Source organism: Bacillus sp. FSL W8-0116 (genome assembly GCF_038003825.1).
GTDB lineage: Bacteria > Bacillota > Bacilli > Bacillales > DSM-4216 > Bacillus_O > Bacillus_O smithii.
This window is the reverse complement of sequence record NZ_JBBOPY010000001.1, coordinates 2,614,395-2,637,876: the sequence shown is the minus strand read 5'-3', so window position 1 is coordinate 2,637,876 and position 23,482 is coordinate 2,614,395. Positions and strand designations below refer to the sequence as shown.

Annotated in this window: 22 protein-coding genes; 7 read left to right on the top strand and 15 right to left on the bottom strand. The window is 42.4% G+C overall.

Annotated elements, in window-relative coordinates; translation table 11 throughout:
- Positions 1-330 carry a YtrH family sporulation protein gene (locus N1I86_RS12595; protein WP_003355629.1) on the top strand — a complete coding sequence of 110 codons (330 nt, stop codon included), beginning with the start codon at positions 1-3 and terminating at the stop codon, positions 328-330.
- Positions 331-333: 3 nt separating this feature from the next.
- Entirely contained in the window at positions 334-840 is a 507-nt protein-coding gene (ytrI, locus tag N1I86_RS12590) for a sporulation membrane protein YtrI (RefSeq protein WP_003355630.1), read from the top strand.
- Positions 841-871: 31 nt separating this feature from the next.
- Here ytrI and N1I86_RS12585 read toward each other — a convergent pair whose 3' ends face one another.
- Positions 872-1,807 (bottom strand): DHH family phosphoesterase, encoded by a 936-nt coding sequence (locus tag N1I86_RS12585; RefSeq protein WP_048624511.1) that lies wholly within the window; start codon positions 1,805-1,807, stop codon positions 872-874.
- A 92-nt stretch (positions 1,808-1,899) separates the two neighbouring features.
- On the opposite strand from N1I86_RS12585, the gene N1I86_RS12580 reads away from it, so the two are divergent.
- Complete coding sequence (locus N1I86_RS12580; RefSeq protein ID WP_003355632.1) at positions 1,900-2,208, top strand: YtpI family protein; 309 nt, start codon at positions 1,900-1,902, stop codon at positions 2,206-2,208.
- Positions 2,209-2,246: 38 nt separating this feature from the next.
- Here the strand turns inward: N1I86_RS12580 and N1I86_RS12575 are convergent, their stop codons facing one another.
- Both N1I86_RS12575 and N1I86_RS12570 read right to left on the bottom strand, forming a co-directional pair.
- Positions 2,247-3,563 (bottom strand): DRTGG domain-containing protein, encoded by a 1,317-nt coding sequence (locus N1I86_RS12575; protein ID WP_040341853.1) that lies wholly within the window; start codon positions 3,561-3,563, stop codon positions 2,247-2,249.
- Between the two features lie 158 nt (positions 3,564-3,721).
- Complete coding sequence (locus tag N1I86_RS12570; RefSeq protein WP_003355634.1) at positions 3,722-4,402, bottom strand: metal-dependent hydrolase; 681 nt, start codon at positions 4,400-4,402, stop codon at positions 3,722-3,724.
- A 226-nt stretch (positions 4,403-4,628) separates the two neighbouring features.
- On the opposite strand from N1I86_RS12570, the gene N1I86_RS12565 reads away from it, so the two are divergent.
- Positions 4,629-5,726 carry a M24 family metallopeptidase gene (locus tag N1I86_RS12565; RefSeq protein ID WP_341096587.1) on the top strand — a complete coding sequence of 366 codons (1,098 nt, stop codon included), beginning with the start codon at positions 4,629-4,631 and terminating at the stop codon, positions 5,724-5,726.
- A gap of 1,060 nt (positions 5,727-6,786) precedes the next feature.
- Entirely contained in the window at positions 6,787-7,233 is a 447-nt protein-coding gene (locus tag N1I86_RS12560; protein WP_003355638.1) for a universal stress protein, read from the top strand.
- A gap of 113 nt (positions 7,234-7,346) precedes the next feature.
- On the opposite strand, the gene argH is transcribed toward N1I86_RS12560, so the two are convergent.
- Both argH and N1I86_RS12550 read right to left on the bottom strand, forming a co-directional pair.
- Positions 7,347-8,762: an argininosuccinate lyase gene (argH, locus tag N1I86_RS12555; RefSeq protein WP_341096586.1), complete on the bottom strand. Its 1,416-nt coding sequence runs from the start codon at positions 8,760-8,762 to the stop codon at positions 7,347-7,349.
- A complete protein-coding gene (locus N1I86_RS12550; RefSeq protein ID WP_341096585.1) occupies positions 8,759-9,970 on the bottom strand; it encodes an argininosuccinate synthase in 1,212 nt (403 codons plus the stop codon). The genes argH and N1I86_RS12550 overlap by 4 nt, the downstream gene beginning before the upstream one ends.
- 237 nt (positions 9,971-10,207) lie before the next feature.
- Here N1I86_RS12550 and N1I86_RS12545 point away from each other — a divergent pair, with 237 nt between their 5' ends.
- Complete coding sequence (locus N1I86_RS12545; RefSeq protein ID WP_048622401.1) at positions 10,208-11,251, top strand: IS30 family transposase; 1,044 nt, start codon at positions 10,208-10,210, stop codon at positions 11,249-11,251.
- Positions 11,252-12,025: 774 nt separating this feature from the next.
- Here the strand turns inward: N1I86_RS12545 and N1I86_RS12540 are convergent.
- The 10 genes from N1I86_RS12540 to N1I86_RS12495 all read right to left on the bottom strand — a co-directional run bounded on the left by N1I86_RS12540 (position 12,026) and on the right by N1I86_RS12495 (position 21,931).
- Positions 12,026-12,532, bottom strand: coding sequence for a MogA/MoaB family molybdenum cofactor biosynthesis protein (locus N1I86_RS12540; protein WP_003355641.1), 507 nt, complete (start codon positions 12,530-12,532; stop codon positions 12,026-12,028).
- On the bottom strand, positions 12,529-13,374 hold the full coding sequence (locus N1I86_RS12535; protein WP_341097349.1) for an EcsC family protein: 846 nt from the start codon (positions 13,372-13,374) through the stop codon (positions 12,529-12,531). The genes N1I86_RS12540 and N1I86_RS12535 overlap by 4 nt, the downstream gene beginning before the upstream one ends.
- A gap of 369 nt (positions 13,375-13,743) precedes the next feature.
- Complete coding sequence (locus N1I86_RS12530) at positions 13,744-14,724, bottom strand: class I SAM-dependent methyltransferase (protein ID WP_341097347.1); 981 nt, start codon at positions 14,722-14,724, stop codon at positions 13,744-13,746.
- A gap of 302 nt (positions 14,725-15,026) precedes the next feature.
- A complete protein-coding gene (gene tpx, locus N1I86_RS12525) occupies positions 15,027-15,527 on the bottom strand; it encodes a thiol peroxidase (protein WP_048623825.1) in 501 nt (166 codons plus the stop codon).
- A 197-nt stretch (positions 15,528-15,724) separates the two neighbouring features.
- Positions 15,725-16,207, bottom strand: coding sequence for a GerW family sporulation protein (ytfJ, locus tag N1I86_RS12520; protein WP_003355647.1), 483 nt, complete (start codon positions 16,205-16,207; stop codon positions 15,725-15,727).
- Positions 16,208-16,224: 17 nt separating this feature from the next.
- Entirely contained in the window at positions 16,225-16,920 is a 696-nt protein-coding gene (locus N1I86_RS12515; protein ID WP_003355648.1) for a DUF2953 domain-containing protein, read from the bottom strand.
- 59 nt (positions 16,921-16,979) lie between these two features.
- On the bottom strand, positions 16,980-17,525 hold the full coding sequence (locus N1I86_RS12510; RefSeq protein WP_003355649.1) for an RDD family protein: 546 nt from the start codon (positions 17,523-17,525) through the stop codon (positions 16,980-16,982).
- The gene (sppA, locus tag N1I86_RS12505) at positions 17,522-18,538 is read right to left on the bottom strand and encodes a signal peptide peptidase SppA (protein WP_341096580.1); all 1,017 of its coding nucleotides are present in this window, start codon (positions 18,536-18,538) and stop codon (positions 17,522-17,524) included. Before sppA ends, N1I86_RS12510 begins: the two co-directional genes overlap by 4 nt.
- Before the next feature lie 533 nt (positions 18,539-19,071).
- A complete protein-coding gene (locus tag N1I86_RS12500) occupies positions 19,072-20,445 on the bottom strand; it encodes an IS1380-like element ISGsp2 family transposase (protein ID WP_339195758.1) in 1,374 nt (457 codons plus the stop codon).
- A gap of 118 nt (positions 20,446-20,563) precedes the next feature.
- On the bottom strand, positions 20,564-21,931 hold the full coding sequence (locus N1I86_RS12495) for an ISLre2 family transposase (RefSeq protein WP_003355652.1): 1,368 nt from the start codon (positions 21,929-21,931) through the stop codon (positions 20,564-20,566).
- A 246-nt stretch (positions 21,932-22,177) separates the two neighbouring features.
- On the opposite strand from N1I86_RS12495, the gene N1I86_RS12490 reads away from it, so the two are divergent.
- Positions 22,178-23,374, top strand: coding sequence for an MFS transporter (locus N1I86_RS12490; RefSeq protein WP_341096578.1), 1,197 nt, complete (start codon positions 22,178-22,180; stop codon positions 23,372-23,374).
- Positions 23,375-23,482: the final 108 nt, after the last annotated feature.

Below are 23,482 nucleotides of genomic sequence, written 5' to 3'. Positions count from 1 at the left end.
GTGAATGAAGCATTTTTCCCGGAATTTTTCAAATGTTTTTTTATTGCTCTTGGTGTTCTATTAGGGGGATCCTTGATTGGCGGTTTTGCGTCCTTTATAACTGGTAAACCACCCATGACGGAAATCTATAATATTTCCAACAATGTCCGTATATGGGCGATCATCGCTGCGATCGGCGGAACATTTGACACTTTGTACAGCTTTGAAAAAGGCTTTTTGCAAGGTGAAACAAAAGAACTCATCCGTCAATTTCTTTTGATTTTGTCCGCAATGGGCGGGGCTCAGACCGGCGCTGCCATTATCCAATGGTTGACCCAGGAGCATATTTAAACGATGAGAATTCCGCCTCTTTATCACAAAAAGAATTGGCAAATATTTATTGCAGGAACCGCCATTGGAGCATGCGTCGGCTGGCTTGTTTTTTTGTACATGTTCGGCTCTCTTCAAGAAAAACAAACGAATACGATTGAAAGGCAAAAAGAAGAGATCAGCGATTTGAACGATCACCTTTCCATTTGGCAGGAAGAGTTTAAGAAGCTGAACAAGAAAAATCAAGAAATGCTAACCGTACAAAACATTGATGTAGAAATCATAAATTTCGAAAAATATGGAATCAAAGATTCACATAGTCAATTTGAAGCGGAAGAGCTAATCAAAAAAGATTTGGACGCCTTATTAGCCAAAAACTTAGAAACCGTTTTCGCCAATAAGCAAATCATTAAGGAGCTTATCGAAAACAAGATGTTAAAAATTCAAAATAAAAGATTTCATCTAAAAGTAAAAGAAGTGTATTTTTACACGACCGTTGAAATCTACTTGGAATTGGAACTGGCCAAATAAGAATCGGCGCCTTTTAAGCGCCGATTTATGCTTATTTTCTGCACAGTTCATCCAAATCTTCAATCACTTGTTCCACATCGTCCCATGAATAAACGGAAGCTCCCGCAGCCAGCGGATGGCCGCCACCTTTGTACTTTTTCGCCAATCCATTGATAACGGGGCCCTTCGAACGCAATCGCACTCTGATTTGATCTCCCTCTTCAATAAAGAAAGCCCACGCTTTGATTCCCTTTACGTCTCCCAAAACACTCACCAGTTGTGAAGCTTCGGAAACGCTGACTTGGAATTGCTCCAAGAGATCTTTTTTAATGATGACACTGCCGGCGCCGCTCGGACGGAGTTCAAAGTTTTGCAAGATAAATCCTTTTAATTTTAATAAGTTGAAATCCATTTCATACAACTGTGTATAAAGCAAGCTGCGGTTAAATCCATATTGAATCAACTCGGCAGCGTATCGAAACGTTTTTTCCGTCGTGCTTGGATAAAGGAATCTACCCGTATCTCCGACAATGCCGGCATAAATAAGTCGAGCGGCATCGTTGGTCATCTTTAATCCTTCGTCTTTGCATTCCAAGTAAAATTCGTAGATCATTTCACTGACCGAACTGGCCGATGTGTCCACCCAAAGCAAATCGCCATAAGGATCTTCATTAGGATGATGGTCGATTTTAATGATAAAATCTCCGAGTTGATAACGTTCATCACTGATTCTTTCACGATTGGCCGTGTCGCAAACGATGACAAGCGCTCCGTTATAAACTTGATCTTCAATTTGATCCATGCGGTTTAAAAAGTGCAAAGAAGGATCTTCTTGTCCGACCGTATAGATATGTTTATCCGTAAAGGAAGCGCGCAAAATTTCCGCTAATCCTCCTTGAGATCCGTATGCATCGGGATCGGGGCGAATATGCCGGTGGATAATAATGGTTTCGTACTGTTTGATTTTTTCTAGTATCTCTTTTTTCATCATAAATTCCCTTCTTTATTCACGATATTTCCTTTTTTTTCCGTTCATAATTCGATACAATGGAATGAGAATGTACTAGTGGAGGAATGCAAATGCCCGTTTTTGTTTTTTTCATTGTTTTATCGCTGGCTTTTTATCTTTTCTATAAAATTCAGTACGTAAGAAGCAACCGTCCAATGGAAAGAAAATGGCTCTCCGCAAAATCAAGCATGATGCTGGGTCTTTTTGTAGGTTTGTTCGGCATCAACACGTTTTTCGTTCAGCAATCGACAGTGGCCTACGCGATAGCGACGATCTTTATAGTTCTTGGATTTTCCAGCGTATGGGCCGGCTTCAAAGCTTACCGTCATTTTACCCCGTATGTCAAACAAGAAGCAGCAGAATGGGACAAATCCTCTTGAAATTTCTTTCGACAGCTGCTCGTTTTGGCGGACAGCTGTCATCTATCGATCATTTGAACCATCAACAGAGCTTTTCCGACCAGTTTGTTCTCATTGAATACTTCAATATCAATTTTCCCAAATTTTCTTCCAGCCTCTAATACTTTCGGATGGATTTCGATCATGCTTTCTAATTGGACAGGCTTAAAGTAGTAAATCGTCATATTTTCCACAACGTGATCGCCTTTTTTTTGCGCTTTTAATGCCCGATTGGCTGCTTCCGTCACTAATGTTGTAAAAACTCCATAGGAGATAGTACCCAGCTGGTTTGTCATTTGGGGGGTGACCTCAAATTTATACACGTTCGACTGTTCTTGATTGGAAGTGGAAATATCGAATTGCTTCGTAATCAGATCATCAATCGTTTCCCCTACTTGAGGTTGGCGCGAATTCATCTGCAGGGCCTTCAATACATCTTGTCTGCTGATAATCCCTTGCAGCTTATTCTGATCATCGACGACCGGCAATACTTCGATTCCCTCCCAAATCATCATATGGGCAGCCGAAGCGACACTCGTCCGTTGGCTTACGGTCAAAGGCTTTTTCGTCATGACTTTTTCAATCGATACATCCGATTCATATCCCATAATATCTTTCGTTGTGACAATGCCTACCACTTTCAATTGTTGATCCACAACAGGAAACCGTCCGTGGCCTGTTTTCTTATTCTTTTCATGATAGTCGCCAACGGTGTCGGATAACGTTAAGTACGCTGTTTTTTCAACGGGAGTCAAAGTATCTCCAACTAAAATAATTTCCTTTTTGATCAGCTGGTCGTAAATAGCACGGTTGATCATGGTAGCCACCGTAAATGTATCGTAACTGGTCGATATAATCGGCAGTTCTAATTCATCAGCTAATTTTTTCACATGGTCTTCTGTGTCAAATCCTCCGGTAATCAGTACGCCTGCCCCCGCCCGCAGCGCCAATTCATGAGCTTGGGTGCGATTGCCGACAATCAACAGATTGCCCGCTCCCGTATACCGCATCATGGCATCCAGCTTCATCGCTCCGATTACAAATTTGTTCAACGTTTTATACAACCCGGCACGACCGCCCAGCACTTGACCGTCAATAATATTGACTACTTCCGCATAGGTAAGTTTCTCGATATTTTCTTTCTTCTTTTTCTCGATGCGAATGGTTCCTACCCTTTCAATGGCGCTGACGAATCCTTTCGTTTCCGCATCTTTAATAGCCCGATAAGCCGTTCCTTCGCTTACATTTAACGCTTTGGCAATTTGTCTTACAGAAATCTTTTCACCTATAGGAAGTCCTTCTATATACTCTAAAATCTGCTCATGTTTGGTCGCCAAGTTTTTCACCTTTCCCTTTCATCATCTATTCCCATTATAAAGTGAAAAACAGAGCGATTCAATTAGCATGGAGACCGTTAAGAAAACCATCTAAAAAGAGCTGAACCGAAACAAGGTAGGCATTTCCCTTGATCAGCCAGCTCCTTACTATCATTTGATTACAGCTCGATGCTGTCACCCGGCTCCAGAATTTTGCCGTTTTGATCTTCCAGCAATTCAATAAAGCGGGCGGGGTCTTGTTTAATAACCGGGAACGTGTTGTAATGAATCGGTACGACAGTCTTAGCTCCCAAAAATTTAGCTGCAATCGCCGCATCTTCCGGTCCCATCGTAAAGTTATCTCCAATGGGCAAAAACGCAATATCGATCGGATGTCTTTCGCCGATCAGTTTCAAATCAGAAAATAACCCGGTGTCTCCCGCATGGAAAATCGTTTTTCCTTCAGCCATGACCAGTACGCCTGCCGGCATCCCCATATAAAGGATCTGTCCATCTTTTGTTTCAAACCCGGTTCCGTGAAACGCTTGTGTGAATTTGACTTTTCCAAAATCAAATTCATAAGCTCCCCCAATGCTCATGCCATGGGTGTTCAGTCCTTGCTTTCCTAAATAAACAGCCAGTTCATTAATGGCAATCACTTGTGAATGATTTCTTTTGGCAATCTCAACCGTATCTCCTACATGATCCGAATGACCATGCGTTAAAATAATCGCATCCGCTTTTACCTCGTCAGCCTTCAAATCCGTTAATTCGTTTCCGGTGATAAATGGATCAATCAGAATCGTCTTTCCATTTGTTTCAATTTTAACGATAGAGTGGCCGTGGTAAGAAATTTTCATATTTCAATCTCCTTTCTTACACTATTTATATTTCTCATTTTTGCATATTTCGTTGGCAACGTCCAAAAATCCTGCCTTATAAGATTTCTTTTTGAGATTCCATCATTTACTGTATTGTCAAAATTGCCCAAATTTTATCAAAAAACACTCTGCCTACATCTTTGTTTACTTTCCTATATTTTGCTGTTACGCTTATATTTAAGGAATCAATGAGGGGGATATAACCATGAACAGCCGATTGAGAAATTTGATAGATTGGATGAAAGAAACAGAGACTGACTTTTCTTTCATTACATTGCCTGATAATGTTTTTTATTTTACGAATTATAGAAGCGATCCTCACGAACGTGTTTTAGCCGTTGGCGTTTTTCAACGGGAGGAACCTTTTTTGATTTGTCCGCAGATGGAAGCGAAAGAAGCGAAAAAGGCCGGCTGGGAGCATGAAATCATCGGCTACAGCGACATTGTGAATCCGTGGGAAGAAATCGAAAAAGCCGTCAAGTCACGGCTCAATTCCGTACGAAAAATCGCGCTGGAAAAGGAACATTTAAATATTAGCCGATATGAACAACTGGCTTCCCGATTCTCTGATGCGTCCTTTACTGGATTGGATGATACATTAAACCAACTGCGAATGATCAAAGATGTGGAAGAAATACAGCTGATGAGAAAAGCGGCAGAATATGCTGATTACGCTGTTCAAGTGGGAGTTTCAGAGTTAAAAGAGGGAAAAACCGAGCTTGAGATCATCGCCGCGATTGAATATGAACTCAAGAAAAAAGGAATTTCGGAAATGTCATTCGCTACGATGGTCTTAACAGGAAAAAATGCTTCATCCCCGCATGGAACTCCTGGAGCGTCTAAAGTGAAAAAAGGCGATTTAGTATTGTTTGACTTAGGTGTTGTTTATAAAGGATATTGCTCAGACATTACACGAACCGTCGCCTACGGGGACATAACAGATGAACAAGAAACCATTTACCAAACGGTTTTAACAGCCCAGCAAACGGCAGTCCGCGCTGTCAAACCGGGCGTTCCATTGAAAGAACTGGATTTGACAGCGAGAAATATCATTTCACAAGCTGGATACGGAGAATATTTTTCCCATCGCCTCGGTCACGGATTAGGAATCAGCGTCCACGAATATCCGTATGTGACGGAGACAAACGATTTAGCCTTAAAAAAAGGCATGGTCTTCACGATTGAACCTGGCATTTATGTCCAAGAAAAAGCCGGTGTCCGAATCGAAGATGATGTTGTCGTGACTGACAAAGGTGTGGAAGTGCTGACGAAATATCCGAAAGAATTGCAAATTATTAAGTAAATAGGGAAAGCGGAATAAAAGCAATACATTCGGGGATTAGAGTGACAAAGTCTTTCTCTTAACAGACTGGCTGCAGTCGCACGAGAGCCGGCTTTGCGCTTCCCCTGAGATTCCGCGATGTCGCCTCCATCCTGTAAATCGAGTAGGAGGGAGCGATTAACTCCCGTCCTCTCACACCACCGTACGTACGGTTCCGTATACGGCGGTTCAATTAAGATCATTGACGCAAGTCTTTATAACTTCCGTGAATAGCTGTTCTCTTTATGCCAGTGGTCACTCCACCCTCCAAGAGGTCTCCCACGGGATTCACCGCTTCCTCCCTCAAGTGAGGTACTACGTTTTCTGTGTTCATCATGACTCACTCAATACCAAGGGCTATTCTCTCTTCATTGTTCGGTCCTTCTTAGTTGTTCTAGACCAACTAATACTATGACCTCTGCTGACTTCTGACGGTTCAGCTACTTATCACTAAGTAGGTTATGAAGAGCACTTCACATATCCGCCAGACCTCCCCGGGTAAGTACATGCACTTTCACACCATCTATCCGCCTCATTTACTCGATATGACCTTCGACAGAAAGAGCTTTGTTTTGTTATGCAAACTCACTCCATCATACCTAGCCTTATATGAGGTTCGTGTTCCTCGGACCGGTGTTTTGCCTCCAGCTTCCTTCAGATTCCGCGTCACCACGGACACCCTTGCTCTTGGCTAACCTCTACTTCTGTCTTCGGGGTTCGGGACTTACACCCTATAGTTCATGTACATGCCGGGCGCACATATAAGAACTTGTCCGTTTTATAGACAAGTTCTTTTTCACTAAGAAAAAAGACTGATAAAAAGGATTTTTCAATAATAACTCTTCTGTAGCGGCCTGCTCTTCCACTTTATGAGAAATTCGTTTTAGGCTCCCCTGACTTTCGACCTTGCCAAAAAAGATTTTCAAATGTACATTTTCTCCTTTTTCACACATATGATAATGATATTGCTACATTTTTCGAAAAATTTCCACACATATATACTCCTATTTGTTTTACAATGAAGAAAAAGGAGGTATAAGAAATGGATACCCAATATAAACATATTCTGGTAGCAGTCGACGGTTCTCAAGAGGCGGAATGGGCCTTTAAAAAATCCATCGAAATCGCCAAGCGCAATGAAGCCACCATCTACTTGGTTCATGTCATCGACACCCGAGTATTTGCAGGCGTTGAAGCCTATGACTACACTATCACCGCACAAGCTGAAAAATACGGACAGGAGCTTCTGGAAGACTACAAAAAGAAAGCCGAAAAAGCGGGTGTAAAAAATATCGTTACGTTTTTAGAACACGGTTCTCCTAAAGCGGTCATTCCCAGAGATGTCGCTAAAAAAGTCGAAGCGGACTTGATTATTTGTGGAGCCACAGGTATGAATGCTGTTGAACGATTCTTGATTGGAAGCGTTTCTGAACATATCGCACGATCAGCCCGATGCGACGTTTTAATTGTCCGCACAAACAAATCATAATCAGTAAAATTTTTCAAAGATTTGCTTGACCGATATCTGCGCTAAAAAAGCATGCTTAAAGCATGCTTTTTTAGCGCAGTCACCGTATTCAGCCTTTAGTAGAAATGAAGCCTTTACACCGGGAGATCCATTTGTCTTTTATCATTAGATAACGGTTGTGAAAGAAGCTCTTTCGCATATTGTATTTGCTGCTTCACTTGTTCAAACCCGGTCCCGCCTAAAGAATTCCTTCTTTTGACTGCCTGGTAGGGTGAGAGAATTTGATAAATATCCTCCTCAATGACCGGAGAGGCTGCCTTCAAATCTTCCAATGTCAAATCGGCCAAATAACATTTCTTTTGGATACAATGGAGAACTAGTTTTCCGACAATTTCATGCGCCTCTCGAAAAGGGATTCCTTTTGCCGCCAAATAATCGGCGAGTTCCGTTGCATTCGAAAAATCATGATGGACAGATTCCGTCAGTTTTGATTCATTCACCTTCATCGTCCGTACCATTCCGTTAAAGATTTTCAATGAACCCATAACCGTATGGACAACGTCAAACATTCCTTCCTTATCTTCCTGCATATCTTTGTTATAAGCTAACGGCAATCCTTTTAATACCGTCAACAAAGAAATTAAATGCCCGTAGACTCTGCCTGTTTTACCACGAATCAATTCAGCCATATCCGGATTTTTCTTTTGAGGCATGATGCTGCTGCCGGTTGAAAACGCATCATCCAATTCAATGAATTGAAACTCTTGGCTTGACCATAAAATAAGCTCTTCTGCAAATCGTGAAAGATGCATCATCAAAATAGAGGAATCATTTAAAAATTCGATGATAAAATCGCGATCGCTGACTGCATCCAAGCTGTTTTGATAAACACCGGAAAATCCCAACAAGGCGGCCGAATATTCCCGATCAATAGGAAAGGTGGTCCCGGCAAGCGCCCCGGCCCCCAACGGAGAAACGTCAATACGTTTTAACGATTCTTGATATCGTTTTTTGTCCCGCTCAAGCATCCAAAAATAAGCCATCAAATGGTGAGCAAAAGAAATCGGCTGCGCCCTCTGTAAATGTGTGTACCCGGGCGCCATTGTTTCCACATGCCTCTCCGCTTTTTCAATAATCGTTTCTTGGAAAGAAGAAATCAATTGGATAATCAACTGAACTTGTTTTTTTAAATAAAGATGCATATCGGTGGCCACTTGGTCATTTCGGCTCCGCCCAGTATGAAGTTTTCCACCAACAGGTCCGATTTCTTCGATCAGCATTTTTTCTAAATTTAAATGGATATCTTCTTCGGAAATCGAAAAGGTGAGTTCGTCTCTTTCCGCTTTTTCTTTTAAGCGGAGCAACCCTTCTTTCATCTTAGCCGTCTCTTCTTGGGAAAGGATGCCGCACTTTCCGAGCATGGTGACATGTGCAAGGCTTCCTTCTATGTCTTCAAGAACGAGCTCTTGGTCGAACGAAATGGATGCGCCAAATTCGTCTACCCATTCTTCTGCTGATTTTTGGAAGCGCCCGCCCCATAATTTTTTCATGCTTGAACCTTCTCCTTTTCTTGATGAACCATCGCATTCACTTTCGTCGGCAAGCCGAACAATTTAATGAAGCCGACTGCTGCTTGATGATCAAATTCGTCTTCAACCGTATACGTTGCCAGTTTTTCGTTGTAAAGAGAATAATTTGATTTTCTTCCTTCTACAATGGCATGGCCTTTAAACAGTTTGACACGGACAGTGCCGGTGACAAATTTTTGCGTTTCTTGCAAAAAGGCCTTTAATGCGTCTTTAATGGGGGAAAACCATAAGCCTTCATAAATGACTTCCGTTAGTTTCTTTTCAATAACAGGTTTAAAATGAGCCAATTCTTTTACAAGCGTTAAATCTTCCAATTCTTTATGGGCTAAAATTAATGTCATCGCGCCTGGGCATTCATACACTTCTCTTGATTTGATTCCGACAAGTCGGTTTTCAACGTGATCAATACGACCCACTCCATGCTTTCCTGCGATTTTGTTTAATTCCAAAATCAGTTCCGAAAGCGGGTAACGCTTGCCGTTTAAAGCTACAGGCACTCCCTTTTCAAAATCGATTTCTATGATTTCCGGAGTATCCGGCGTAAACTCAATACTTGTGGTCAATTCATATGCTTCTTCCGGCGGAGCAGCCCAAGGATCTTCCAATATCCCGCATTCATTGCTTCTTCCCCATAAGTTCTTGTCAATGGAAAAAGGACTGTCTAAATCAACCGGAATAGGAATTCCTTTTTGTTTGGCATATTCAATTTCTTCTTCACGCGACCAGCTCCATTCACGGACAGGAGCCAACACTTCAAGATCCGGATTTAAAGCGTTGATCGAAAGTTCAAAGCGAACTTGGTCATTCCCTTTGCCCGTGCAGCCATGCGCCACCGCCACGGCGCCTTCTTTTCCAGCTATTTCCACCAATTTTTTGGAAATGAGCGGTCTTGACAGAGCTGAAACCAGCGGATATTTTCCTTCATAAAGAGCATGAGCTTGTAAAGCCAACAGAGCGTATTCATTAGCAAACTCTTCTTTTACATCGAGGACATAGCTTTCCACCGCTCCGACTTTCAACGCTTTTTCTTGAATAAATTTTAAATCTTTTCCTTCCCCTACATCAAGGCAGCAGGCAACAACATCATACCCTTGATCTTTCAGCCATTGGATGGCCACCGATGTATCTAAACCGCCCGAATAAGCGAGCACAACTTTTTTACCCATCATGGATCCCCCTTTTGGTCGCATAAATATTCATCAATAGTTATTTTTATTCCTTTTTTTATATGTCTATAAGAATATCATTTTCCGTTTCTTCTTTCAAGAGCCATTGAATAAAAATTTTCTAATTTTATTTTTGGCTAGTTGTATAATCAAATGCAACAAGCATAAAAAATGAAAAACCATAGATAAACCACGTATGATTAAGTCGACTAAAACAATATCGATACGGAGGATTTATCTATGGCAATTACTAATTCTACCATAGGAGCTCGGCATTTCAAACACTTAACGGCTTATGACCGTGGGAAAATTGCGGCCTTACACGCTGCTGGTAAGACTCAACAGGAGATTGCAGATTATGTTGGTTGTCACAAAAGCACCATCTCCCGTGAGTTAAGAAGAGGTACAGTGCCACAAAGAAAAAGCAACGGGAAAATTGTTCATGTCTATTTTCCAGACACAGGTCAACTTCTCTATGAGAGAAACAGGAAAGCCTGTGGCCGCAAGCTAAAACTAGACGATGCCATCGAGTTTATTAAGTATGCCGAAACTCAGATCCTTGATAAGAAATGGTCTCCTGATGCGGTATGTGGGAGAGCCAAACGTGATGGGAAATTCAAAGACAAAATGGTTTGCACCAAGACCCTTTATAACTATATTGATCTAGGACTTATAGGCGTTAAAAACATTGACCTACCTATGAAAATTACCCTGAACACCAAGAAAAAACGTAACCGGAAGAATAAGAAGATCTTAGGACGCAGTATCGATGAGCGACCAATTGAAGTCAATGAACGCCAAGAGTTTGGTCACTGGGAAATTGATACGGTTATAGGCAAGAAGACTAAAGATCAGGCCTTATTGACTCTTACTGAGCGCAAAACCCGTAAAGAAATAATTTTGAGAGTGACAGCCAAGGATAGTCTATCCGTTTCAGAAGTCATATCTCAGTTGAAAGTGTCTTATGGTAATCGGTTCTCTAAAGTGTTTAAAACCATTACGGCTGATAACGGTTCTGAATTTGCTGACCTCGGCCTTAGTGTTGAAAAAGATCTAACAGAGGTTTATTTTACACACCCTTACACATCCTGTGAACGAGGAACCAACGAGCGTCATAATGGCCTTATTAGGCGCTTCATACCAAAGGGGAGACCCATTTCCTCTGTGGCAGACGAAACCATTACCTATGTTGAAAATTGGTGTAACCATCTTCCAAGGAAGATCCTCAATTATCGTACACCTGAGGAGTGTTTCCAAATAGAGTTAGCTGGCTTAGCTTCTTAACCTTAAGCCAGCTAACCCAAAGGGTTGGTTTTTAGCAACTTGACAAAGAGCCTCTGCGGGCATGGCTACCAGCCATGAAGCCAGGTATACGGTACTGGCTGGGCCAACCAGGCTACCATGCCCACCACTCCACGTCAAGTCGCGCAGAGTGTCCCGATTCTACTTAATCATGGGTTATCTGGTCTTTCAATACTTGTTGCATTTAATATTGCAATTTAAGTAATTTTATTTTTTATTCAATACTTTTTCAAACAATGCTTTGTTTTAGCGAACACTGGCTGTATACAATAAATATCTTATTGAAAAGAAGGAAGAACGTTCGGGATTGAAAAAATATTTTCGCGACCAAATGGAGGTGTATAAGAATACGAGCATATTGAAAACAAAAAAGGGATTGTTTCAAAATGACATAGGTGCTTTCCGCGGGCGATCCGCAAACCTCCTCGCTCGTCTCTCGCTGCGGGGTCCGCCTGGCTCCCTTTTACCGCAGGAGTCCCGCCGGTTTCAAGATCATCACCTAAAATTTCACGTAGTCCGGTGCAAAAAATCGTCCTTTCATTATTATGTAATCGCCAAGCTGACATTGAATGAAGTGATTTTTTCAAGTCACTTTTCAGCTACTTTGATTAAATACAACCTGGGATCGGCTAAGGCAACGATCGAATTCGGGTCAATTGCCATCGCCCATAACTTTTGAAACAAAGAAACCTCGACAAGATAAATTATTTTATCTCGTCGAGGTTTCTTGTTTAAAAGGAGCTTTTAGGACAGCCCCTACTTGCGAATTTCATTTACAATATGGCGAATTTCAGGTAAGATCAATTTTTCCATCGCCAGCTTCACTGCCCCGGTCGATCCAGGCATAGAGAAAATAGCAACACCGCCGGATACACCTGCTGCTGCTCTCGATAAAATAGCCGCAGAACCGATGTCCTCTGTGTAGCTAAGCATTCGAAACAATTCTCCAAAACCTGCCAATTCCTTTTCAAATAGCGGCTTAACGGTTTCAATTGTTACGTCTCTCTTTGAAATACCGGTACCTCCATTTAAAAGAATACAATCCGCTATTTTTTTGCGAATAATTTCCGTTACAAGACGGCGAATGGATAGACTGTCATCTTTGACAATTTCATATTGAACCACTTCATGATGATGTTCCAACAATAGTTTTTGAATAAGCGCTCCGCTTTTGTCGTTTTCTTGAGTCCGAGTATCGCTGACGGTAATGACCGCAGCCTTCACATGTTGAGGCCCTCCCTTTTTGTGGTCTGACGCACTCATTTCATATCTCCTTTCTTATCCAGCAACAAGCGGTATTGGTAGTACTTCTCTGCATACTCCGTTACTTTTTTTGTGAATTGATAATTGAAATTGGCACCGATAGCCATCCGGATGAGAGGAAATTTGTCATTTTGCTTCTTTTTAAACATGTTGATGGCCATCAGCTTCATCAGCTGTTTCACGATTTCATTCAACCACAGGGGGTCCGCAAGTTGTTCAGAATCATCGTAAAAATAAACATCTTGTTTGTTTTCCAGATCTTCCAATAATTTTTTCCATCCGTAAATTTGAACCTGTTTCGGCAACACTGCTGCATGGAAGACTTTTAAGGAGATCATCGTTTCATAAGGAGATTGAACATCGAATCCGTAAGTCATAGCCGTTAGTTGAACAGCCCGAACATTAATGGCAATAAGAATGGGAAAATCGGAAACGGCCGACAAAAAGCCGCCTTTTCCGGTCATTCCTCCTTGAATAAACGAATACAAACGGTGCCGAGCCGAATGTTGTCTGTTTAAATAATGGAGCTGATCAATCGTCAATTTCCGCAAATCCGGAATATCCACGACGGAATCATCAAAAGCGCGAGCTGAAACGAGGATTCTTTCCCGAGCTTCTTCTTGAATTTGTGATCCTTGAAGCAGCGATTGAACTTGAAACATCCATTGATCCAGTTTGGTTAAAAACGCTTCCTGCCACTCCTCAGGAAAAGAGGCAAAGGTACGTTCAAGCCATTTTATGTACGTTGTTTGGAGGTCATTTCCTTCATATTCCAATAATGTTTGTTCCCATTTCAGAATTTCTTCCCAAACGGCTTCGTCTCGCTTGGTCCAATTCATCATTATTCGCACAGGGGACTCCAACTTTATGCATCCAAGAAGATGATGAAAGAAAAACATGTCCAAAACGAAATGATTTTCATTCATCATCTTTTTTCCCTAGACACATGGACAATGTAAACCACCGTATACCGTCCGGCGATGGTATACCCCATTGTCCCAACACTCGCTGGCCTTTGAACCCCTATGCTCCCTCCTTTCGAATTTGTATAGGAGCGCTAAATGCTGATGTTGGCCTTAAACAGGCAAATGTCAGTCTTGAAACAAAACATGGTAAAAGTTTGATCTCAACATGATTCTATTGCAGCCAATAAGGGGGATTTGAACGGCATCGCTTCTGCAAGCCCTCTCCATCTGAACGAAGTCAGCTTATTATTGACCGCGTTTTTTCTCTAAAAACCAGCTTTCAATTTTCGCGATCATTCCTTCCATCGCTTTTTTATTGGTCAAAGATGGCAAGTCTGCTAATAACACTTGTTCAGGTGCTTTTACATCTTTGCTTTTCTTCTGCAAAATCAAAATGCTTTTGGCCGCATTTTTATTTTTAAAAATGGAAAGAGGGAGCTGTATCACTGCCTGTATATATACTTCATCTTTCAAAAAGCCTCTCAATTGATCAGCCTGAGGCGATTCAAAAAGAAAATTTGGAATCAAAAAAAATAAAAATCCGGCGGGTTTTGTATAGCGGATGCTTTGCTCGATAAAAAGATGGTGAGCATAGGAATGGCCTTCCTTCGCTTTTAACCGATAATTTTGGGCTTGATCGTCATTTGGATAATAGCCAACAGGCAAATCGCACACCACTGCATCTGCCAAATCAACAAAGAGTGGTTCCAAAGCGTCCTGATTATAAAATTGAATCGGATGCTTTAACAGATTGGCCCCTGCATAGGCAAGCTTTATTAATAAATCATCTACATCAATTCCGGTTGCATGGATGTTTTGATCAGATTGCTGATTCAAGATGGTCGTCAGCAAATTTCCGGTTCCGACCGCAGGATCCAAAAGACTGTATTGATCGTAGTCTGCCATAAATTTTTGCATGAGATAACTGACAAACAAACCAATGGAGTCCGGCGTCATTTGGTGATTTGGCTGAACGTTTTTCTTCATTCCTTTTAGGATGGCCAGTTGATAAGCTTTTCGAATATGTTCTTTTGACATCGAATCTAATGAAATACGATCGTATTGCGTTTGAAGCTCCTTTTTTGTCTTTTCGCTGATTTCTTCTTGCAACACCATACCTTGAAACAAGTTGTCGGCACTTTCCGCAAGAGCTTCCAGATAGGTGCAAGAAAGAGCCTTTTGCAGCATGCCCGTTGTTTGATCTAAAACATAGAATAACGATTCCATGGAAGATGTTGTATTGGTACTCACCGACATACCTCCTTTATCTCTCATTAAAATACAGAGCCCATTCAATAAAAAACCGAACAGAGATCGCATCCCTATTCGGCATGTTTTTTCCGTTTCTTCCTGATTAGCGTCCGTAAAAGCTGCATTCCGTTTCGGACGATCGGCAAAATTTCAACTGTTTGCTCACAAAAGCATGATACCTTTTCAAAGGCCGTCATGTCGTTTTGTTTTTTATGCAATAAACATTGTATGATGAACGTCCTATTGCGGAGATACTCTTTCGCTAAAGACGTTAGCCATTATTTTGCTTCCTTAGCAGCCTGAATGGCAGCTTCGTAATCAGGATGATTGGTTCCTTCGCTCACATATTCAACATAGGTAATTTTATCATTACTGTCAACCACAAAGACAGCCCGTGCTAAGAGACGAAGTTCTTTCATCACGACTCCATAGGCATTGCCGAAGGAAAGGTCGCGGTGGTCAGAAAGCGTAATCACATCTTCCAATCCACTTGAAGCACACCAACGTTTTTGGGCAAATGGCAGATCCGCTGATATCGTTAAAACTTTCACTCCATCCAATTTGGCTGCTTCTTCATTAAAACGGCGGGTTTGAGCATCGCATACTCCCGTATCCAAAGATGGAACAGAGCTTAAAATCCGCACGCTTCCTTTATAGTCGGATAATTTGACTTCTGACAAATCATTGGCTAGTACCGTAAAGTCCGGCGCTTGATCTCCTACTTTTACTTCATTTCCTAAAAGAGTAACGGGATTTCCCTTAAATGTAATTTTCGCCATATCTTTTCCTCCTATTTAAGGTCTACAACTTCATCATAAAGAAATTCGGCAAAGAAATGCAAATTTCCTGTTTTTTATCCCCTATTTTTCGAACAGGGCTGCCTTATATAGGAAGATGGATTTCATTCATTTTTTAAGATGAGGCAGGCCTCATCACAAAAAAGGCAGCTTCCACGTAGAAAGCTCCCCTTTGTTCCTTAAATATTAAAGTCCAAATTTTGTGATTGATGTCCATTATTTTGACCGTTGTTTTGACTATTCGTTTGGCTGTTGTTTTGGTTTGCGCTTCCCCCATCTTTGTTTTTAAACATCCCTTGGATTTTCTCCATTGCATTAGGCGCTACATCCAAAATTCGCTCCATTAAATGGGTGTTTTCATCTACATGAAGCATCTTATAGCCTTGGGAGTTGACGATTAAAAAAGCGATGGGTGTGATGGAAACACCGCCGCCGCTTCCCCCTCCAAAAGGAAGGCTCTCTTCTTGGCTGTTTTGCTCATTTTGATCCAGTTTGAATTCACTTCCTCCTGCCGCAAAACCAAATCCAACTTTTGAAACTGTCAATATGACACTGCCGTCCGGTGTTTCAACAGGATCTCCGATAATGGTATTCACGTCAATCATTTCTTTTAAATTTTCCATAGCTGTTGTCATTAAACCTTTAATCGGATGTTCCGACATGGGAATCCAACCTCCTGTTAGATAGAATGATGTTTATTGTTTGCGAAAGAAGACTCACGTTCTGATAGTTTTCCCTTCCAAAAACGGACTATTTTCAATCCGGCAATAATAGCATATCCTATTCGAAAATGAAGCATACACTCAAGTCGTGTCTTTGTGTAAGGAGATTGAAAAGTAGGAACAACATTTAATCTCGGTATCGTCTTTAATCGTATCCACTTACTCAATAAACCGATGAATTCACCTTTGGCTGCCCATAGTGTTCCCGTTAATATGCCGGTCCATGCAGCGTTTTTTACACCAACAGCCGTTTCCCACACCAATGAATCAACTGATATATGACGGCAAAAGTGTTTCACAATCTCCTGGAGATCCTTTACTTTTTTTAAAAATTCTCTTCCCTTATGTATCATTTGTACCAGTTCTTCAGGAGTCAAGTTGTTTCGGGAGTGGTACTTCGTCCTTTTTTGATTTTTAGAAGAGACGTTGGTTTCATATTGTAAATTCCATTCATTATTTTCGGGGTTTTTTACCAACTTTAAAAACGGCACTTTAATCGTATATCTTATAAGGCCAAACCAAATCTTGAATTGGATCTGAACGTAGTCATTTTCTTTCTCATGGCAAAAAACGATGTTGATATGAAGCACCGTTGCCGAAATAACGATGATCAATACGATGATCGAGATCAGTATTGTCATGACAATTGCCATACTGCAGCCCCCTTGCCTTTCCACCATTATCGACAAAACCCCAAAAAAATAAACCTGCTTTATGAAGCAGGTTTTAAAGCTTCCACCGTTTTCTCATGAATAACGGCTGTATCAGCGAAATAATCGTGCAATCCTTGTTTTTTCGGCATAAAAGCGACCATTAAATACAGAATGACAATAGTGGTTACAATAAAGCGCCCGATCAATTCCCGAAACAAAACAACAGTCCAAGTTAAACGTTCTTCTGTCAGCGGGACGACTTTTAAGCCAAATACCATTTTTCCAACCGTTTGTCCGGTGAATTTCGTGAATAGAAGAAAATAGCCGTAAAAGAGAACGGCACTCGCCACATGGATGGGGGCAAACAGTTCATGGGCAAAAACGGGTAGATCAAGCCAGCGGAAAACCGGCAAAATCAATATCCGTTTAAGACTTCCAATCACGATTAAGTCAAGTAAATACGCCCAAAAACGCATCCAAAAGCCAGCATAGTGAGGGCCGTACAAAAAAGACTTTGCGCCCTCATGATATCCGTCATCCGCCTCTTTTTTCGTTTCAGCTGCTATTGGCTTTTCTAATTCAGGATCATGCCTTGATTCATTCATAACGATCCCTCCTCAGAATATAAATACATGAGCCGCGGAGACTGTGAGTGAGTCAAAAGATTGATCAGCACGTTCCATTCGCCGTCCTTTTGAAACATTTTTTGCGCGCTGGCTGCAAAAAGGGAAGAAAGCCCGCTGTTCGTTTCATAACGAAATACTTTGGCACCGCTCAAATGTTTATCTTTTTTCAATTGTTTGATTGTATCATCCAAATAACCGAATTCATCAATTAAGTGAAGCTGCTTCGCCTGCCTGCCATCGTACACACGACCGTCAGCGATTTTTCTGACTTGTTCTTCCGGAATATGCCGCCCCTCTGAAATCACTTTTACAAATTGTTGATAAGAGTTGTTAATCATCGTTTGCAAAATTTGTTTCTCTTTCTCTGTCATCGGGCGGGTAGAACTGCCGATATCCTTGAAAGGACCGCTTTTAACAGTCACAAAATCCACACCGAACTTTTGCGCTAATTTGGAGTAATTCACAGTGTTCATAATCACTCCTAAAGAGCCCGTTAAAGTTTCAGGACTGGCAAAAATTTTATCTCCGGCAGTTGAAATATAATAGCCACCTGAAGCCGCCGTCGGGCCCATAGAAACATAAATCGGTTTTTTTGCCTTTTGCTTAATCTCCATTAATTTATCATGGATTTCTGCACTTTCGGCCACCCCGCCGCCTGGGGAATTGACTCTCAGTATAATCGCTTTGATGCTCTTATCATGCTCCACTTTATCAAGCATTTTCATAAAATTTTCGTGGTTGTATCCCATCTCAAAAAATGAGGCAGTCGAACCCGTATCTTGAATCACACCATTTACTTCCAAAACCGCAATTTTCTTCAATGTGTTTCCTTTCTCGATGACATCTTCATTGAAATTTCCATCTTGGTTTGTCAGTCCTTCAAAAAGTTTTTCAACGTCTGCAGTCAGCGTGATGCTGGCTAAATTGACAATGACAGAAACTGCGAACAATATAGCCGCAATAGCCAAAGCTATTATTCTTTTCCTATTCATCCATCCTGTCCTCCAATTCTAAAATAAAGAAATTCCATTCCTGTCAATTATTGTAGCAAACCACTTGAACCTACCAAAAGCCTTTTTTGCTTTTTCGCCCCATACAGCCTTTCGTCCATTTCACTGAATTTGCCAACACATAAATCTGAGTTTACGGATTTTATGAAGCTTTTATGCATCGTTTCATTTAAAATGAGTCAGTCAAGACTTTGTGGGAATTTTTTTGGTTCGCTGAAAATAGATGTAAGTCATAGGTTAGCGAACCATTTTTTTGAATTTCATCCGTAAGCGCTTTCGGACTCTCATCCCTTGCCATGACAGACGACCTGAATCCGTGATGAATTGAAATCGACTTTGATTTTGTTGTAATTTTGATGGATTGATAATCCATAAAACCCTTTTTATGCTTATGACCTATGTCATCTCCTATTTCCGAAAATGGAACAAATCTCTTTTTTAGGTATACGAACCAAAAAAATAGACAAAAAAGCACAGGGAGTGACGTTGGACATCAGTGCCCGAACATTCGTTCGTTATCTTACCTCTCTCCATTTCTGATAGACGTTCAGTAGGGGCTCGCTATAGCCACTCCTTCGCGTCAGTTTCATCCAGATCTGTCGTGATCGACGGACGAGTCGCCCTGCCATCGTGATCACCGTCTGAATAATCGTCTTGATGCGGCGGCGTTTCACTTTGTGGTGCAACGGATGTCTCGGATCGCTTAATAGATCTTGTCCAATCAGACGAAGAAGATTGTAAACGAAGGCTCCCATGACCAACACGAGCGCATTCGTTTTCATCTTCCCAGATGGAAGCCGCTCTAAATCTAAGTCGCTCTTCAGTTCGCTATGAAACTGTTCGCATGTCGCATGGTCATGATACAACGCGAGCACATCGCTCATTCGAACATGCTCGTATCCTTTGAGCCGCACCCAATAGCTTTCCACTTCATAATCAGGAACGAGCATCAGCTGTCCATTGCGTTCCATCGTCCGTTCCGTCACTTGGGTGACTTGAACGTACGTATACGTGTTTCCATCGATCGCTGCCTTCTGTGGAAGGCATAGCTCATAGGTTTGTACTCCTTCGCTTTGTCCATCATCGACACGTTTGCCCTTTTGCGAAGCGATCTGGAACCAAAGCGCTTTCGATTCTCGGCGTAAGTTTCGCTTGATGACAAAGTCCACGTCTTCCTTTAGGCATACGTGCACATTCGCTTCTGCATCGTTTCCTGCATCCATGCGAACAAGCAGACGAGATGAAGTCAGTTGACGAGCTCGACGGATAGCGGTGACTAAAAACGAGGGCATGTTGTCTTGCACATGTTGTTTCCCTGGACGCAACTCGGCATGAACGAGATACCCTTCCTTCCCTGCATACGCAAACAACGGTGTAAAACCGTCAAATCCTTTATACGTTCGACTGACTCCTTCTTTTTTCGTATCGGAGTTGTCAAATGGGGAACCATCTATATCAAGGGGAAGCCATGTCGTCTTTCCTTTGGTCCAACAAGGGGACAAAGTGGCATGTCGTTGAATCAACAGACGTATGGACTCCTCCCAAAGAATCGTTTCGGTCATCGGAAGACAAGCGAGCTGATCGAGTCGTTGTCGCAAGGTTGGAGAGGAAGGCACGTGCTGAATCCCCATCGATGCCGAAAAGATATCGTCCTGACGATACGCTTCGATATGATCGAAATCCGTTTTTCCTGTGGCAAGCAAGCCAATCATCGAGCGAATGACATCGCTATGGGAAATGTGCACTTCTCGACGAACCGTTGGAAGCCGAAGTGCGTTTACCCGTTTATCCAGTTTCGTTCGATGGAGTAAGTAGCCAACGAGAGCAAGCCCAGCACTTGGGGTAATCGCTTCATCTGTCAATACAAACCGAATCGGGAAATCTTTCATCACATCACCTACTTGATGAAGAATCGTCAACGTCGTTTTTCCTTATCGTATCAACGGTTTGCGACCATTGTAAAGATGTTTTGTCACGGATTCAGGAGACGAATATGTATACCTTTTTTTACCATCCCTTGAATTCAGACAGGGCATGATAGATCGGAGTCCCGGACGATTGCTGTAAATATGGCACGTTATTCCGCGTTACCTCTGGAAGAAGACGGCGGATGCGTTGTTTCGCCTTGTTCACGATCGTCTGTTTGGTAGATGCCGTTTCCTCCGCCGGATGCGACGATTCTTCTCCTAAACGATGTCCGAAAAGACGAATCCCATCCATCCGGGCAATCATTGCCTTGAAAAACGCCCTGAGTCCCTTGTCTGTCCAACTGCGGCGGTATTTCACCCGATACGCCAGCTGGCTCATCACGCTTTCAGCCCTCCCCATCGGATACATGCCCGTTGTGTCCACTCCTTGCTCCTTCAGCCATTCCCGGTAATCACGGATGCATCCCGGCATCGATTCGATCCGGTGGATCAAGGCAGCCAGCTGTTGTTCTTTCGCTTCGTCCCCCAGCGTGCCGAGGGCGCTGTTCAGTTCCACAAGCAGCTTCTCTTCATCCTGCTTCGCCAGCTTTTGCCGAATCGCCTGCCACCGTGGATGGCCCGAGAGGCATTGGCGCAACTCACGCGCCACGTGGAATCGATCCAATTGGAAGCAGACCCGTCCTTTGAAATACTCCCGGCACGCGGTAATCCATGGAGCGCCGTCCCCGTTGATGACAAGAAGATCCCGACACGGATCATAGGCATATTCGTTCATCAAAAATTCCTCGAAGCCTTCCCACACCTCCCCCTTGCCTTCATGGACGTAATGGCGCTGATTCACGAATTCGATCCGTGAGCCGTTGCGCTTCCATCCTTCGTGAACGGTCAGGATTTTGTCTTCCTTGGCCCGTTTTCCCTTCCCTTGGAGAGAGACAAACAGTCCATCGGCCTCCACAAACAGCACCCGTCCATATCGCTGGTCAACCGGGCAGTGCAGCGGAACTTCAGCCTCGAGCACCAACTGGCGGATCGTCTCATGGCTCATCACCGGATACCCGACCATCTGGGCAAGCGTATGAGCCGCTTTGCGATAGGAAGAGCACTCCACAGCCAATCCCATCGCCGTTTCTTCTAGACAAGGGCTGATTGACTGCGATCCATCAAACGCTAAAAAGGAATCAAGCAAAAACGTGTAACGGTTTTGTTCTCGGTCTAAATAGTAGTTTCGCTCAAAGGTAACTTCGCCAAACAAGGTTTGAATCGTGGTGCGTCGTTTGTCTTTCAAGTGGTACCGGCGCTTGTCCCGGGTTTCCGCCAATTGTCGGTCGATGTCCTCCAACAGAGCCGTAAACAGCTCGGTGAAGGCGTTTTGCAAGGCTCGAAACAAATCAAGTTCGATCTCTTTCCATGTCAACGAATTTGTGGTAAGATGTTGTTGAATATTCATGGGACTCTCTCCTCCTGTTTGATGGTGTGAACAATGATCATCTTACCAGGGAGAGAGTCCTTTTTTCATGTTTCCTGCTTGGGATCCTACCGCGCTTTGCTTGGTGGCCCCGATGAGGGGATTGAGAACATACGTTCCCAACCCCCTCATCGGGGAATTCTAAGAATTTCTCCCACAAACATTTTACTCACACCATTTAAAATAGTACACATCAGGGAATAATTAGAATAGAAAGAAGGAATCACAATGGATCATCAGTCCTCAAAATTGTGGACAAAACAATTTATCGTCATCTTATTAATGGCATTTCTCTTTTTTATTTGCCTCCAAATGCTGACAGCAGGCTATCCCGCCTTCATTTCGGATATTAAACATAACCCTGCACAAGGAGGCTTGATGACCACTGCCTTTATGGCAGCGGCGATTGTAACACGCCCGTTTATCGGAATACTGATGCATAAACTGAATGTGAAGCGGATGGCGATTTTTTCGCTCATCTTCGTCCTGTTGGCGATCGCATTAAGCTATAAATTGGAATCCGTTCCGATCCTTCTCCTGTTAAGAGTTTTTCATGGCATCGGTTTTGGAATCATCACAACTCTGTTGTCCACCATGGCAACCAATATTATTCCGAATCATCGTCTTGGAGAAGGGATTGGCTACTACGGGCTTTCCACCAGCCTAGGAACAAGTTTGGGGCCTATGCTGGCATTGTCATTGATGGCAGCCTTCTCATTTCATGTTCTTATCCTTTTATCTGTGTTGTTTACAGCCATTATTCTCATTCTCAGCTTTTCAATCAAAAGCTCTTCAAAGACGGACGGCAAACCGACAAATAGCCAAGCACAGTCACTTATTCAATATGCTTTCGACAAACAAGCCTTTTTGCCTTGTTTATTAATTGTTTGTTACTTTATTTCTCTTGGCGGTGTCGTGAGTTTCATGAATGAATTAGGAAAAGAAGCGAATCTGGGTGGAACGGTTTCTCTTTTCTTTCTGACCAATGCCATCGTTATGACTGTGATACGTCCCATTTCGGGCCGCCTGTATGATCATTTTGGACATAAAGTACTTATTTATCCTGCCGCCATGGCAGGCATTATCGGTCTAATGTTATTATATTTCACTTATAATACGGCGACCTTATTAATGGCAGGTTTCTTTTACGGCCTTGGATATGGAGTTATTCAACCTTCCCTCCAAGCACTGGCTGTGAGCAGAGTGGCGCAAGACAAAAAAGGGACTGCCAACGCCATGTTCTTCTCTTCCATGGATCTTGGTATAGCGATTGGCTCCTCCGGATTAGGGGTTGTGGCCAACTCAACCGGATACCACACCATGTATGCATATAGTGTTCTTCCTATACTTTTGTTAATCATGATTTATACATTGACTTTTGTCATAAACAAACATAAGGATAAAACCATCAAAAAAGCTTCCTGAACGATACAGCCAATTTCACAAACGTCCGTTAATGAAAAGGATTGGCCAAGAGTCGCCAATCCCTTTTGCGTGATCACTTTTCCAAGAAGAAAAAATTGAATAGAACAA